Source organism: Bradyrhizobium sp. BR 10261, assembly GCF_019455395.1.
Taxonomy (GTDB): domain Bacteria; phylum Pseudomonadota; class Alphaproteobacteria; order Rhizobiales; family Xanthobacteraceae; genus Bradyrhizobium; species Bradyrhizobium manausense.
Genome location: NZ_JACOFQ010000040.1, coordinates 42008 through 57873, shown reverse-complemented (window position 1 = coordinate 57873; position 15866 = coordinate 42008). Strand labels below are relative to the sequence as shown.

Sequence of the window (15866 nt, the reverse complement as noted above, 5' to 3'; positions counted from 1 at the left end):
CAACGCAATTGCACCACCGAGGAGCTGGATCACGATTGTCGCGCCTGCCCAGGCCTCACCCAGCACAAGCGGAACGAATTGATCGGCGATCAACGCGAAACCGAACCCGGCCGGAAAGGCGATCGCACACAGCATTGCTTGCGCCGACAGATAAGCTCGTTGAAGGGCGGCTTTTTCGTCCCTCAGCCTCACGAACGCGGGAAACAGTGTCCCGGCAAGCGGATTCGTTGCTTCTCGTGTGGGCGTCGCGGCCAGGTCGCTGCCCAGCACATATCCACCCAGGGCGGCTTTCCCGAGAAAATATCCAATGATGATCTGGTCGAAACGCCAGTTCAGGGTGCTGACGGCCTGTCCGAGCGATAGCCACACAGAGAACGAGAATAGAGAGCGGCTACCCTTTATCCGGAATTTCGGTCGGAACGGCTGGATCAGATAAGAGGCGACGACATCGATGAAGTTGGCGACGACAGCCCCGGCGATCAGCGCCCAGTAGCTCCTAAAGCAAATGGCGATCCCGGAGGAGACGAGGATGGTAGCGAGCGCCCGGCTGCTGCTTGTCACAAATTCCTGCCAGAAGACGAGTTGACGCTGCATCATCGCTAGCATCGGATTTCGAAGGCCGGATATCACGATCGAACAGCTCAGGACCAACAGGATCGGAATCAAACGTCCATCGCCGTAGGACAAAGACACCGGATAAGCGAGCAACGAGAGCAAGAGTGCGAGCAAGCAGGCGCGAGCCAGGCTCAACGTCCATGCGGCGTGGAATTGATCTTCACTTGGATCCTTATGGTGAATGAGCGCCGATGCCAGGGACAGTTCAGTCATCGACGTCAGAACAGCAATGATGGCCGTCGCGACGGCAACCAGGCCGAAATCCTCCGGCGTGAGCATCCTTGCCAATATGAGCATGTTCAGGAAGCCGAGACTGGCAACCACCAGCCGGCTCACACCGATCCAGGCAGCTCCGATGGCGATTGAATTTTTCGACAAAGGGAGCGCCGTACGCGCACCATTAGCGACCATTTTCAATGCTCGTTCATTGACAGATGGCCTCCAGTGCGCGCTCGAAGATGTCAGGCGCAACCTCGAAATCGAATGGACTGGGCCCAAACGCTCCCTGCGGGCGCGTTCCCTGGCTATCCCCCACGATGTAAGAATAGTCCGCGCCGGCGGACGTTGCGATCGTGTAGTAGTAGGGATGCACGTGGTCTGAAGGGATCAGCTCCAGGACTTTCGTTCCAGGCGAGCAGAATACGAGATTGGTCAGCCCCGCACCATGTGGGCCAACGACAATCGAGCATTCCGAGAAAAACGCCGCTTCATCCTCAACGTCATCAAAGTCGTAGATCTCGAAGCCGAACTTTTTCAGTGCAGGCATCAGCTCTTCTTCGTTGGCAATCTTCCTTTGTCCTTTGCGCGGAACGTATACGCGCCTGTCGTGACGAAGCGGCGACTTGGCTACCTGTAAGCGGAAGAACTCCGTAAGCCATCGCGCATAGTTCCGTCGCAAGCCTGGAAACGAAGTGCCGATTACGAGATCGGCCTGGATATCCTCCTGGGCTGCCCACACGCACTTGTGCATTGGAATTCCAAGCCGGCGAACGAGTTTGGCTGCCGTTTCGGACGCTGGCTTGGGCAAATAGACCCAATCGACATCATCGAGCGACAGGCCACTTTTCTGAAATAGCGCCAAGCGTCCCAGGCAGTCGAGCAGGAAGTGCCCATAGTTTCCTCCGGCGAAATCACTCGCCAGCGAGAGACAGGTGCCGCTTAGCGGCAGCGGCGTCCCGTAGGCAATTGATCGCGGATGGCGCGAGAACGACGATCCGTACCAGGTGCTCTCGTAGAGCAGCGATCCATCCTCCGTCACGAGCCAGCCGTCGGGACCGAGGATGCGGGCCTTGTCCAGGCGGAGAATGCCTAGCTCGGGCATTCTGTTGTCAACGCTTTCACCGAAACCTGCGTCGCGGCTGCCGAATCGAACCGGCGCCTTCCGCGCCAGTACCTCTTCCTCGACGGCAGTCAGCCAAGTATGCGGATGTTCACTTCGCCACGTGCGATGATCACAAAGCCGGCTCGGGCTGCCGCGCAATGCACCACGGAGGATTTGCCTGACGGCGCGAACCTTTGAGTTCATGGACGACTACCATTGCAAGAGACGCTGACCGTGACAGGCAAGCCCGCATGACGGCTCACCTGCCACGTGCCAAAGCAAAATTCAGACCGACCTTCGGACAGCGTGCCGATCGCAATCAGCGGTACTCGGCTTGATCCAGACCAGACGGAGCCTAATGCCACCTTTGGATGCACCACTCCGATCAGCGGCGCACATGCAGCGACAATAGACGGCAAGATCTGGCTTTTTTTGGTTGGATCACCGTGGTGTCGCAAGCAACTGGGACTTCTTTGGGGCCGACCTCGCCCGCGACTTCAGCCGTCAGTTTGCTGCCCAGCAGATAGTTCCCTTCACGCGGCACGGCCGGCAGCGCAAATTCGATCACGCTGACGCCATCTTCCCCTTCCTTGCGAGAGACCTGTTGCAGCGGCTTCTTTGCCGATGCGACCATGACGCCGGTTGTTTCATCGAAGACGTAGGCATGAAGCGTTCGATCTGTCGGATAGTCGTTCGGAATCTTGATCGGAATTTCGATCTTGAGCGGATCGGTTGTGCTCAGTGACAATACCCCAGCATCCGGCTTCTTATCCGCTACTACATTCGTAACATTAAGGAATGTCGGCTTCGGCATGTCGTTGAGCGCCGCCCTATATCCAAATTCATTCGGATCCGGCGTCACGTCGCTCGGGCCGCATTTTCGGCTTCCCCGCTCAGAGGACGTGAACTGGCAGACGCGAACGTAGTCGATCTTGAACGTCTGCGGAAAAGCCGCGTCATCGATCCCGTGCCGGCCGGCCCAGGCTGCTCCGCCGATGGCGAAATTAAGATCGATGTGCGCCGGCGGCCCCAACTGGCCGTCCTTCCTGAGCCACTGATACATGCGCGTGTAGACGAGACGGCCGTCCCAGAAGAACGAAATGCGGTCAGGCGCCCAAACGAAGCCAGCAATATGCCAGTCCTTGTTCAGATCCTCCTTGCTGACCATATCCTGGAACCTGAGCACGAACGAGTTGTCCAGATACGTGTAGGACTGCGGCGTCCACTTATCTTTACTCATGGCATTCGAGTGCAGCATGTTCGGCTTGTCTTCCACGCCATTGATGACGTACTCGAAAATGTCGATCTCCGGCGGATGCCAGAACTTTCCATCGATGTCGTAATCGGCTTCGAGCCAGAATGCCGGCCACGATCCCCGCGCATTCGGAAGAAAGACCCGCGCTTCATAGTAGCCGTAGTAGAATGTCTGATGGCTCCTGATCATCGCGGAATCGAACGTGTCCGCCCCCTCATTCTTTTTTGCAGTAAGATTCAGCGCACCTTCGGACACCACGTGGTTGTCGCGGTAGCGCTGCTTTTCATCGTTGAAACGATCCATCGTTTCGTTGTTGTAGATGTATCGGGTAGCCCATTTGGTTCGATCAAGCTTGTCGCCGTTGAACTCATCCGAAAAGACCAGCTCCCAGCCAGCGCACCAGGCCGGCGTTGCGGATCCGAGTGCAACGACTATCGAGGCGACACAAAGGACTTGCCTGCGCACGGCTGCGATCATCAACGAGGTCCTTTCGGTTCGGCTGTTAGCCCGGCCGGGAAACGCTGTGCCGGTCCAATGCACAAAGACGATGGCAACGGTGACGCTGCCACGTCGCAAGCCGGCACAATCAAGCGCACGTCTCTGCGGCTTTTCCCCGAATAGACAGTCAACTTGCGATCGTTTTGGGGCGCTGACTGGTCGAACAATCAAGAACATTTGACTGTTCCTCGATCAGGTTCCCTCCCTGAGTGCCGTTGAGTGCTTGAATGATCGGCCGGACGGCCGGTTTCGCTTCCGAAGCCCTATCGAGCCGTTTTCGAATCTGTCCCGTCACCTTCACTTCAAGGACGCGATGGCTGATCGTTGCAACGATAAGCGACGGCGGAAGCGAGACCAGCAGGAAAACCAGTTGCGATCCGCTCCCCAATGCATCGACCATGCCCGTTCGATACATGATCAGCTTGACCCCGGCCATGACGATCGGCGGCCAGAGATAAAAACTGAAGCTGACCGTTCCCAGCCACTGCATCACCTGCCAACGCAACATTCTTCCGAACAGACCGTTTCCTCGGGACATGCCTAGCAGGAAAATAGTCCCGAAGACGCCACCAAGAACCATAAATGGAAAAGCAGAGATCCAGTCATGGAATGACAAATATGCTGGCGTGACAAAGCCAACGTAGTCTGTTGCGCTGGCAAGCTCTAGGCCTCTCCAGACCGTCAGGAACAGCACGAAGAAGATCGCCGGGTACTTTGCCAGGGATTGCAACAAGGTCGAGGATAGGTACTTCTCCGCGATGAGCACGCCACCAATCATCAGGAGCGCGCGTGGATAGTACACGAGCAAGATCAGCGAACTGACGGCTAATGCCAGGGCCAGCGGCCGACTGATGCCGCCGGTCAGGAAAACGACAGCACATACTGCATAGAACAGGAATTCGTATCCGAGCGACCACGCGGCGGGATTGATGTGGATGATGTCAATAAATGGAGGCGGCGCCAATAGATTTGCACCAACCAGCAGCAGACTTGGACCCTTTCCTGAAAGCCAGCCAAAAATCGCGATCGCGAACACGGTCGCCCAGAGCACAGGAAGAATCCTTGCATAGCGATCAAGAATAAAGGTCACGACCGAGGATGCCCGATACAGGCTTGGCAGAATCACGATTCCACTGATTCCGAAGAAGAACTCGACGCCGAATTTTCCGGTCTGCAGGGCTTCTCCCAACAGGCCCCTGGCAGACAGATCGAACGTGGGTAGTCCGGAATGAACGACGTGATAGACGAATACCATGAGGCAAAACAAACCTCTGGCACCATGAACGTAAGGGTTAAATCTTGCGCTCGTGTCGTGTTCCATGTGGGAAGTCACTACAGGCTCAAGTATAGAGGGTGAACAGCCTCACGAGCGAGACCAAGATCGACCGCGATCGTTGCCCTGCGCTCAGACGTACCCACCAACCGAGGCGCCAAGAAGCAGTAATCGACGAGTCCTAACATGGTGAGCCTCGACACATTCCCAGCCAGAACCTCGTCTAACAAGCGCCCTGCAGCAGCGTCAAGCGACGAGAGCAACAGCGTCATTTTCGCGCATATCGCCTTCATTCTGTGCATTTGCATGCAGCGCTTCGGACTCCTCATCGGAACCGGACAGATCTTCTTTTCGCTGTTCGGATTCTTCGCGCTCGTCGCGTGGGGATGGTGGGTTGGTCTGGTGAGCATTCGCGGGCCGCAGACTCTCGCATTCGGACTCGTCGTCGTCTGGTTTCTCTTCAGCGCGGTCGCCGCAGCCGAATCTCCCGATCGCGGTGTCGAGACCAGTGCGGCATCACTTGCGATGGTTCTTGTCACGAATTCGATCTTCCTGTTCGGACCCTCGACGAGATTCTCGAACGAGGCGGTCCTTCCCGTCTTCCTGTTCTATGTTCGCCTGTGCGCCGTTCTGGCAATCGTCCAGATCGTTCTTCAATTCGGCGGAATACGCATCTTCTCGTTCAAGGATGCCATCCCGGCGCTCGATCCGGTCCTCGTCGAGTCCGCCTACAATCAAAATGCGGTGGAATTTTATGGGTCTTTGAATCGGCGCGCGAACGGTTTTTTCCCGATGGAGCCAGGAGCACTATCCCAATTGCTCGCTATAGGTGTGATTGTCGATGTGTTCATTTTGCGGCGACTTGCCTATCTTCCGCTATATGCCATCTCGTACGTGCTCACTCGGTCCGGATCGGGCCTCCTGGTGCTCGTCGTGTCCCTCGGTGCCTATCCCCTGATTGCTCCGCTCAAATCACTGCGGGTTATCGCCATCGGGGCGGCCGTTGCCTTGGTGATCGGCACAACGTATCTCGTTGCACCGGAACCTTTTGATCCCATCGTTAGTAGGCTTGATGAATTCAGTTCAACCAAGTCGAGCGGCTATGCTCGCTACGTCGCACAACTACAGACCTGGGACTATCTCTTTCAGACCGACAGAGTGCTTATCGGCTCCGGGCCCGGCGGGTTGGAACGGTCGCCCGCCTACTTTGGCGGCAGCGGAAATCCCGTTCTCAAGCTCGTCGCGGATTACGGAATTATCGGGCTACTGATTTTCCTGTTCTATCTCGTCCTCTCGATATTCAGGAAAGACAACTCGATGCTCGCATTGACAATGCTGGCCTGCTATCAGCTCGGTGGCGGCAACCTCGCGATGGCTCCATTCCTGATCATGATGGCAATGCTGTGCGTATGGTCGCAGCCACCAGGCAGCGCCGGCCTGAGGTCGATCCGTCCCAAAGCTGCGTCTGACCGAAGTGTCCCAGCCCTGCCCTGATCATCGAATGATCCGGAGTCGGCCGAGCAACGCGCGCAACCATTTCGGCCGCTGGGCGGGCACGTAGCGCAAACTCACCAGGGCACGACGGAAGTACTGCGGACTGATCAGGATGCAGAAGATCCAAGCCAGCAGCGATATGCGCTGCGATCTTGAGAAACCTTGCGGCGACGCAGCCGCTCCAAGCGCATCGACAGCGATGCTCAATGAACTATCCGCCGCGATTGGATGAAGGTCCGGCCGCAGCTTGAACGACGCTATCCGCAAACAAAGAAATATCAAATTGCTCTTGAGCGCATCGGGTGCAACCGGCAGCTTCTCCGTGCGCGCGATCTCGGAAAAGAACTTGTACCGCCTCCGCGTGAGGTCGATCTCTCTCGCAAAGCGGGTATCGTCGAGTTGAAGGAAAGCCCCGTGATTGAGGCCGTGCACGCGATAGTCCGCCAACGGCTTGGTGATCGTCACGATCTCGCCACATGCAGGAGCGGCCGCCAAAAGATAACTGTCCGGAGCTCGATCAATGAAGTCGGACTCAAAGCCGAAGACACGCTCGACAAACCATTTCGAGTAGGCATTTCCTGACCCGGGCGGCGTCGGATAAGCGCCGGTTGTTGCCATCCATTTGCGGACGTCCTCCGAGGACGGACAGGAGAAGTACTGCGGCAGGACATTTCCGGTCGGCTTCCCCTCGGCATCGATCACGCGCATCTGAAACTGATATTTGCTCGCGGCTTTGGACCAGACGGATACGATCTCCGTCATCACATCAGGATGCAGGGCATCGTCCGAGTCGAGAAATATGATGATATCGCCGGACGACCTGCGAAAGCCGTTCACACAGGACATCATCTGCCCGGCGTTCGCCTGGCTGATGATTGTGACTTCGTCTGCAAATTCGTTGATGACGTCGAGTGAATGGTCCGTCGACCCGTCATCGACGACGATCACTTCGATGTTTGGCCATCGTATGTCCAGCGCGCTGCGGATCGCGGATCCCACGTAAGCTGCATAATTGTAGTTCGGAATGACGACCGAGAGGCGCGGCAGGGTCGCCAGTTCGACTTCCGGCAACTCAGCATGTCCTGGTATCTTCTTCAACATTCGCCGCTCAGAATACTCGCGTTGTAAGTACGTCGCATGACCGCCGACAGAACATCACCGTCGACGGACGTCAGACACCCAATCCAGGAAGGTGCAGCCTCTAGCACGTGTTTTCAAGCGCAAGGAAGAGGCACGATTCCTTCCGCAATCCGGGAACCATTTTGCCTGTCATTCTGTTGCCGCAACTGCAAATCTATCCTGCCGCCGACAATCGCGGCTTCTTTCGGGAGCTGGCCCCAACTCATGGATGTGCAGAGCAGTGAAGATACATGATAACCGATCTAGGCGCTCAGACGGTTATGCGGCGATATGTGTAGCTATCGCTTCATCGCTCCTCGCAACGATGGCAAACGCTCAAATTTCCGGCTTCGGTCGCACATCTCCTCCGATGTATGGCGGCTCCGGCATTTCCACTCGGCCTTCGAGTTCGATTCGACCGATGGAAGGTACTTTCGCTCCAAATCACACGACAGCGGACGGAAAGCTTTGCATATCGGTCAATCCGTTGACGCACCCCCAAGCCAACAATCCCAAGATCATCGAGCAGATCGTGCTGGTTCAAAACATTTGCGGTCAGTCGATCAGGGTTCGGGTCTGCTACGCGGGAAGTTCCGACTGCATTGTCGTTCCGCTCGCAGGCTACCAGAAACTGCAGAGACTATTGGGGATTGCGGCAGGATCAACGAACTTTCAATTTGAGTATCGCGAGCTCTATTGAGTCGTCCATTCAGACGAAAACCCCTGGTTGCACGCTCAAGAAATGTGCGCGTTGCCGCTTGCAACGCCACCGCATTCGGGATCGCCAAGATGGAACTGAAGTTTCCGCGTTCACACGCGCTGCCTCTAACGATCTTGTTATCGCCGCATCAAAAGCGCACCACTAACCAATTGCTGCCCCGATTTGCTCGCATATCCAGCAGCGAAAGCGCTCGCGGTCGCGAGTGGGCGTACTGCGTGTCAAGCGATCCTGGTCTGTGCAGGCACAACTCTTGCAACGCCGGTCGTGCAGTTTTCCAATGCGCGCGCTCGATCGTCAGCAAGCCTTGAACCAAAGCTCGTCGCAGTTGATCCAGCACATTCACTCACGTTGACCTCGCGCACATGTCCCATCCCACCCAGGCTATTGTATTTGGAGGCGCAGGCTTCATCGGTACACATCTGATGACGCGAATGCTCGCTTCCGGCCGCTACGACCGGATCGTCTCAGTGGATATCGCGAAGCCCAGGGCGCACGTCGAAGGCGTCGAATATGTCCATCATGATGTCCGTGAGCCAATCGACCCGAAACTCGGTGGCGGGGTGCCTGCCGATATCTTCAACCTCGCCGCGATCCATGTCACCCCGGGTCATCCGGACGGCGACTATTATTATACAAACGTGCTGGGTGCGGTGCACGTCTGCCGATTTGCGAGAGACACTGGCAGCCGGAATGTCATCTTTACCAGCTCGATATCGGTCTACGGTCCGACGGAAACCCCGCTTACCGAAGATGCGACGCCAGTCCCCGTCAGTGCTTATGGCCGTTCCAAACTCTCGGCCGAAGCAATCCATCGCCTATGGCAGTCGGAGGACCCGGACAGGCGGCTGACCATCGTGCGCCCCGCAGTTATCTATGGGCGCTACGAGCGAGGCAATTTCACGCGATTGTCGAGGCTTCTCGAAAGGCGGGCCTTCATCTATCCCGGCCGAACCGACACCATCAAGTCGTGCGGCTACGTGAAGGACCTGGTCTCGTCGATGCTCTTCATGGCGTCTCGCAACGACAGTTTGTCGATCTACAATTTCTGCTATGAGCACCGTTACACCATCAGCGAGATTTGCTCCGCCTTCTCTGCAGCTGCCGAATACCCAAAGCCGACGATAACGATTCCGGTATGGCTCATGAATCTCGCCGTGCTTCCATTCGAGGTGCTGCAAGCTGTCGGCATCAAGACCGGCATCAATCGTGACCGGATCAAGAAGTTGTGGTTTTCTACGAACATTCTGCCGAAGCACCTGATCGCAAGCGGGTTCAAATTCGACTACGATCTGGCAAGCTCGCTTGTGGATTGGAATCGGGAATCCTCCATGAAAGATTTTGATTGAGGTCTCGTTGGCTTGATCATTCAAGTGCCCGGAGATCGGAGACTCACCGCCGGAACTTCAAAGCCGACCCTCGCCACCATAGCGGACGAAACCAGACTCGTTCGCATTCCGGTGCCTCATTCGGTCGTAACCCTGAGACCGGATTTGCCTTGCCTGCTGCAGCTGCTCGATCCCCATCCTTGTCCGTCACACTCAGGCCGATATTGCATCGCAGAATTGGTGGCCGGTCGGGCGCTGTTCCACCGGGTCGGCACGCGGGATTCGGGCAACCTGCCCAATTCATGGGCGAACAACGATCTTCTCAGGCGGCGTAAATTGCCTCGATGTTGAAAGTCGCTTTTTGGCGGAGTTGACGGATGATGGCATTATGACGATTTTGCGGCGAGCGGCACCGACAATGGCCCGGCAGCGTTGCCGACACTTCTCTGACCAACAACGTGCCGAACTATCCGGCTAGGTGTTCCGCCGAGGCCTCGATGCCATTGCTCAACTCTCGAGCGCCGCGATCTCGATCACCCGGCGTGTCGAATTCTACCAATGTGCAACTTCTACGCGGTACTTTGCAATTCACGAATTCAACGCGGCGGCAAGGCCAGCCTGATGCCGCATTCACAGAGATTTAGGTAGGCGGGCCGGATGCTTCAAAAGATCACATCTCGCGAGATTGAAACCACCGCGCCGGAGGCTCCATCGCTGGAGCAGACCATCTCCTCTGCGCTTGCGCTGGTGAGCCGCCAGTATCCAGTAATGATTTTCACGCTGCTCCTGTGCATCTGTCTTGCCGGCTTTTACGTGTTCACGGCACCGAAGCGATATACCGGAACGGCCATCCTGATGATCGACAGCCGCAAGATGCAGGGCCTGCAGACGCAAGCGCCCGCGAGCGGCGCAGACAACCCGATCGACTCGGCGATGGTCGACAGTCAGGTCGAACTTCTCAAGTCCGAAGCGATCGCCTCCAAAGTCATCAAGGACCTGAAACTTGCGGAGTCGGCAGACTTCATGAGCGACGGTGGCGGATTGCTCAGCAGCATCAGTAACGCGATTACCAGAATATTCTCCGAGTCGACCCCGCCCACGGAAGAGCAAATACTGCGCGCAGCACTCGCACGCTTTGCGAGCGGCCTCAGCATCAAGCGAGTCGGCGTGAGCTATGTTATCGAGATATCCTTTCAGGCATTATCGCAGGACCTGGCAGCGCGGATCGCCAACGCGGTCGCCGACGGCTATATCGTGGACTCGTTGGAATCGAAATATCAGGCCTCGAGACGGGCGGCGGTCTGGCTGCAGGACCGATTGAAGGAATTGCGGTCGCAGGCGTCTTCCGCCGAACGCACCGTTGCGGATTTCAAGGCCAAGAACAACATCGTCGACGCCGGCGGGCGACTGCTCACCGAGCAGCAACTCGCTGAAATCAATACTTCGTTGACGACTGCGCGCAGCCAACGTGCGGAGGCACAAGCCAAGCTCGAACGCATCACCGCGATATTGAATGCGGACACCGAAGATTCCAAGGTCATTCTGAATGAACTGGCAACTGTGAGCGAGACGATGGCCAACCCGGTCATCACCAAGTTGCGCCAGACCTATCTCGAGTACGCGGCCAAGCAGGCCGATTGGTCGAACCGGTATGGATCGACACATCTGGCGGTTGTCAATTTACGCAACCAGATGCGAGAAATTCGACGCTCGATCATTGACGAACTGCGACGCACGGCCGAGGTCTACAAGAGTGACCTTGAAATTGCTAAGGCGCGCGAGGAGTCCAGCCAGAAGAGCTTGAACGATACGATCGCGATCTCGAATAATACCAGCCAGGCCCAGATCATCCTGAGAGATCTGGAAAGCAACGCTCAGAGCGCTCGCGCATTGTCGGACAACTTTCTGCAACTGTACATGGTCTCGGTTCAGCAGCAATCGTTTCCCGTTACTGAAGCGAGGGTGATCAGTCAGGCCGCGTCGACTCTTCCCAACAAGACGTCGCCAAGAACGACCCTCATTCTGCTTGCGGCGATCGTGGGTGGGTCGATTCTCGCGGCTCTCGTCGCAATTCTACTTGATTTGATGGATCGCGTCTTCCGCACCGTTTCGCAGGTCGAGCAGTTCGTGGATACCCGCTGTCTCGCTTCGATTCCGGTCATCGAGCAGGGTGCCGTCAAAGCGAATTCCGCTGAATCCGGCAAGGCCGCCTGGAGATTCGGTAAACGCGACAAGCCCAAACCGCAGCAGGCACCGCCGAGATACGGAGCATCTGGCACGACGTTGCCACTACATGGGTCCGCGCCCGGGTTCAGCCACCAGCAGTCGTATCGCGACCGTCTGCTTTCAACCGAGGAGAGCGTCGGGCGGCACGTGATCAATGCCCCGTTTTCACGCTTCGCAGAGGGATTTCGGTCAATCAAGCTAGCCAGCGATTTTGCAAATTTCGGTGCAGGGTCCAACAAGGTCCTGGGGATTACCTCCGCACTTCCGAACGAGGGAAAGTCAACCGTCAGCGAAGCGCTGGCGCAGACCCTGGCGCAAAGCGGGTGCCGTACGCTGCTGATCGATGGCGACATCCGCAACCCAAGCCTCACCGCAAGGCTTACACCGGCTGCTCAGGATGGCTTGATCCATGTCGTCATCGGCCAAGCCGACTGGAGGAACGTGGTCTGGATAGACCCGCAGACGAATCTACATTTTCTTCCTTGTGCCATCACATCCCGCTTCTCGAATTCGAGCGACCTTCTGGCCTCGCAACAGATGGAAGACCTGTTCCAGCAACTACGGCAGCACTTTGATCGCATCGTTCTCGATCTTAGCCCGCTGGCGCCGGTCGTCGACGTTCGGGCGACCAGGGGGTTGGCTGATTCCTATATCCTTGTCATCGAATGGGCGAAGTCGAAAATCGATATCGTCGAGCGCGTGCTAGACGAAACGCCGGTTGTGCGCGAGCGGATGCTCGGTGCGGTTCTTAACAAGGTGAACGTGTCGGTGATGAGCCGCTACGATACGTACGGCGCAGCCTACTATCGCAATCGATACTACAAGAGGTATGGTTACGTCGATTGACGTCAGATGATTGATCCGGACCGGTGGGCAGCGCTTGCCCGATTTTTGACAGGGCCCTTGGATACAACATGAATGATTTGGCGCTAGCGCATGTCAGGTCGGCGCTTCTCATGGCGCGCTCAGTTCTGCTCGGTACCGGTCTGTTGATGACGACGACTCCCGGTCGAGCCGAGCCGGTGCGTCCGGGCATTCTGAACTGCGGGTCTGGCATCAGCGCCGACCAGCGTCGACGTTGCGACGAAGAGGCATTCAAGCAGATCCAGTCCGGCAGCCAATCGACACAGCTTGAGGGCGGATGGCGCCTAGTGAAGAGCAAGAATCCAGACGGCGGCGACGATGCCATTTCAGTGATGCATGTCGTCGATAGTGCCAAGTCGGATACGCGCCTTGCTGGTCTGAGCCTGCAATGCGGGAAGGGCGGCATCGAAATTGTACTCATTGTACTCGAGCCACTGTCCCGCTCGGCGCGACCGAACGTAGCCCTCATGGCAGGAGATAAGCGCGCAGAGTTCCAGGCATCTGTAATCCAGGGCGGCGTGGCGCTCCTACTACCCGCCGACGCCTCGAAGCTTGCTGCCAGCGACTGGCAAACCGCAAACGAGCTTGCGGTCGAAATCGGGACTACACCGAGCGCGATCCGCGGCGCGGTGCCGATGGCGGGACTGGCGACGGCTCTCCGTTACTTGTCGCAGTATTGCCATGCTCGATAGTTTAGCTGGTCACGGAAACTGTCATGCCGGCCGAATCCCGTAAATCGACTGCATGTGACGAGTTGACAGGCCGCGTTGTGATGATGCGTCATAGTGGCAACTATCCGGCCATCCATCACCGAGACGACGGTGGCGTCGCGTGCTCGGCTATGCGACGCGTATCAATGTTTCACTCGCGCAATGCTGCGCTCCATTCCCGCTTCCACGTCTCACGGTTCTCCGATTGCTTATCGCTTCCTGGCTTTTGATCACATTGCTGGCCGCGACTCCGATCTTGGCCATCACAAGTGGCTCCTTCGCACAGCATGTGATTTCACTTGCTACTGCCTTGATGATGGCAATGGCAACAAGAGGTCCGGAGGCGCAAATCGCGTCTGCGGCGCAGTTGCTGAAGCAGTTTCTCATTATATTCTTGCTTCCGGTCGCCTGGATGACGTTGCAAATCTTTCCGATGTCTTCGCTTGCGAACCCGATCTGGTCGGCGACTTCGATCGCATTGAATCAGCCATCGCTGCAGGGCAGCATTAGCGTTGATACGGGCGCAACGCTGCAAAGCCTGTTCCTCTATCTGGTCAATGTGTCGCTGCTGGTGTCGACCGTCATCATCACAAGGGATCGCCGTATGGCCGAAACGGTCCTGTTCGTATTGAGCGCAGTGACGACTCTCATGTCAGTCGAGTTCCTACTCGGCCGGCTCGATTTATTCGCCGGAATCATTCCCCAGTCCGGCGCAGCTAAGAATCTGTTTCCGGCAGCTGCGGCCCTTGCGATATTGACAAATGGCGCGCTGGTCGCTCGGGCACTCGAACGCCACCTGCACCAGCAGAACATCCACAATCTGGCCTCGCCCCAACTGTGGGTCGGCGTTTTCTGCGGCCTGTTAGGAATTACCGTAGCTTTCGCCGCACTTGCGGCCCTCGAACGACACACATTGGTGGCGGTTACTGGCTGCGGATTGATGGTCCTCGTGTTCATAGCCGCTGTCCGGCGCTTGGGATTTCGCTTTTGGCCCTCGGCTCTATTGTTCTTGGTCCTTGCAGCGATCGCCAGCGCGATGGTTGTGCCGCACTCGCTATCCGGAGGCTTGGGTCTCGTTGGATTCGTCGGCCTCCCCCCGGAAGCAGTTGCGCCGGCAAGGCACCTGCTCTCTGATGCACCGACGTGGGGGAATGGTCTCGGAACCTTTAGGTTGACTTCGAGAGCCTATCAGGAGTTCGGAGCTGCGCTGGCAGACCCTCCCTCTACCGCAGTCTTGATGGCTGTCGAGGCGGGAAGATTGCCGAGCGCCCTCCTGGCAGCGTTCGCCGCCCAGTTCCTACTCGTTAGCTTTCGCGGCGCCGTCCGGCGAGGACGTGATTCCTTTTTCGCGGCCACCGCGGCCGCCGGCGTCGTCGTTGTACTCTGCGAGAGCTTTCTTGACTCAAGCCTCTCAAACCCCACGATTCAAGCGATTGTGGCGATGATGGTTGGAGTTGGACTTGCACAATCCGTGGGACGGACCAGTGGCGCCAACCACTCGGCGGCATCCGCGCACCGTAACCCTAGCTTTATATTGAACTAATGCATCGACAATGAGTTCATCGGGCTCCTTTCGCATTCTTTTGATGGCGTTGGCCGTGACGGTCGGATGCTATGCCATGGCGTCGGCCGTGACGGCGCTAGGGCGGACAACATTTCCCGCAGATGCGGCCGAGATTGGGGCGCGGTGGACTGGAGATGCGACCTCAGTGTTGGGAACGCGCTCGCCGTTTGGATCGGAGCTGGAGAGCAATCATTCCTTGATCGGCGCGCTGCAGACAATTGAGTCCGGTCAGCTAGGGCCCACGATCCTACGATCAATAGCGCATACCGACGCTCTCAGCCGGGTCCGGCGGACGCTGTCGACTTCTCCTTACAATCCTGAACTATGGCTGGCGCTGGCGCTGCTTCAGATCCAGCGCGATCCGCACGATCCGGTCGTGGTCGAGGCCCTGAAGATGGCATATTTCGTCGCACCAAACGACGCGCGATTGATGCCGGTGCGGATCGACATGGTGGCCCACTTCGACGCACTCGCCCTTCCCGATGTCAAGGACCTCGTACGCAATGACATTCGGCTCATCCTGATACGCCGATCTGGGTCGAGATCGGCACTCGTGTCCGCTTATCGGAGGGCATCAAAACTGGGCAAAGCTTTCCTGGAGGATGCCGTTGAATCGATCGACCCGTCCTTCCTGGCGACACTGCGCGGTTGAATTCGGACAGGGCACTCCTGATGAAGTGCGGGGAGCCATCGGCACCGGGTGATGCCGTAGTTGACCGCTTCGTTCATAGGTTACAGAACTTCGATCGTTCAGGAAAAGCGCGCGCTGCCGCGCGTTTTTCTTTTCACGATCAATTCTCTTGGGCTATACGGGGCGGTTCCCGCCGCCGGCGAACTTACCTAGCGCTCGCGCGCGATCCATAGGTCCAGCGCCAACCGAG

Annotated in this window: 12 protein-coding genes; 7 read left to right on the top strand and 5 right to left on the bottom strand. The window is 57.3% G+C overall.

The genetic code is table 11. From position 1 onward, the window contains the following. The 4 genes from HYH07_RS32520 to HYH07_RS32505 all read right to left on the bottom strand — a co-directional run. The coding region (locus tag HYH07_RS32520) for an oligosaccharide flippase family protein (RefSeq protein ID WP_228749901.1) at nt 1-1026 on the bottom strand (1026 nt) is incomplete at its 3' end. Between the two features lie 13 nt (nt 1027-1039). Beyond that, a complete protein-coding gene (locus HYH07_RS32515) occupies nt 1040-2140 on the bottom strand; it encodes a DUF563 domain-containing protein (protein WP_220006292.1) in 1101 nt (366 codons plus the stop codon). A 181-nt stretch (nt 2141-2321) separates the two neighbouring features. Then, nucleotides 2322-3668: a family 16 glycosylhydrolase gene (locus HYH07_RS32510; protein ID WP_220006291.1), complete on the bottom strand. Its 1347-nt coding sequence runs from the start codon at nt 3666-3668 to the stop codon at nt 2322-2324. A 148-nt stretch (nt 3669-3816) separates the two neighbouring features. Beyond that, complete coding sequence (locus HYH07_RS32505; RefSeq protein WP_220006290.1) at nt 3817-5010, bottom strand: acyltransferase; 1194 nt, start codon at nt 5008-5010, stop codon at nt 3817-3819. Nucleotides 5011-5148: 138 nt separating this feature from the next. Here HYH07_RS32505 and HYH07_RS32500 point away from each other — a divergent pair, with 138 nt between their 5' ends. Then, a complete protein-coding gene (locus tag HYH07_RS32500) occupies nt 5149-6456 on the top strand; it encodes a hypothetical protein (protein WP_220006289.1) in 1308 nt (435 codons plus the stop codon). On the opposite strand, the gene HYH07_RS32495 is transcribed toward HYH07_RS32500, so the two are convergent. Beyond that, nucleotides 6457-7557 (bottom strand): glycosyltransferase family 2 protein, encoded by a 1101-nt coding sequence (locus tag HYH07_RS32495; RefSeq protein ID WP_220006288.1) that lies wholly within the window; start codon nt 7555-7557, stop codon nt 6457-6459. Nucleotides 7558-7996: 439 nt separating this feature from the next. On the opposite strand from HYH07_RS32495, the gene HYH07_RS32490 reads away from it, so the two are divergent. The 6 genes from HYH07_RS32490 (at nt 7997) to HYH07_RS32465 (ending at nt 15637) form a co-directional block, all read left to right on the top strand. Continuing rightward, nucleotides 7997-8275 (top strand): hypothetical protein, encoded by a 279-nt coding sequence (locus HYH07_RS32490; RefSeq protein WP_128935719.1) that lies wholly within the window; start codon nt 7997-7999, stop codon nt 8273-8275. 383 nt (nt 8276-8658) lie between these two features. After that, nucleotides 8659-9642 (top strand): NAD(P)-dependent oxidoreductase, encoded by a 984-nt coding sequence (locus HYH07_RS32485; protein ID WP_220006287.1) that lies wholly within the window; start codon nt 8659-8661, stop codon nt 9640-9642. A gap of 636 nt (nt 9643-10278) precedes the next feature. Then, the gene (locus tag HYH07_RS32480; RefSeq protein WP_220006286.1) at nt 10279-12693 is read left to right on the top strand and encodes a polysaccharide biosynthesis tyrosine autokinase; all 2415 of its coding nucleotides are present in this window, start codon (nt 10279-10281) and stop codon (nt 12691-12693) included. 68 nt (nt 12694-12761) lie between these two features. Next, nucleotides 12762-13403 carry a hypothetical protein gene (locus tag HYH07_RS32475; RefSeq protein WP_220006285.1) on the top strand — a complete coding sequence of 214 codons (642 nt, stop codon included), beginning with the start codon at nt 12762-12764 and terminating at the stop codon, nt 13401-13403. A gap of 139 nt (nt 13404-13542) precedes the next feature. Further along, nucleotides 13543-14964, top strand: coding sequence for a hypothetical protein (locus tag HYH07_RS32470; RefSeq protein WP_220006284.1), 1422 nt, complete (start codon nt 13543-13545; stop codon nt 14962-14964). A gap of 76 nt (nt 14965-15040) precedes the next feature. Further along, nucleotides 15041-15637, top strand: coding sequence for a hypothetical protein (locus HYH07_RS32465; RefSeq protein WP_220006283.1), 597 nt, complete (start codon nt 15041-15043; stop codon nt 15635-15637). Nucleotides 15638-15866: the final 229 nt, after the last annotated feature.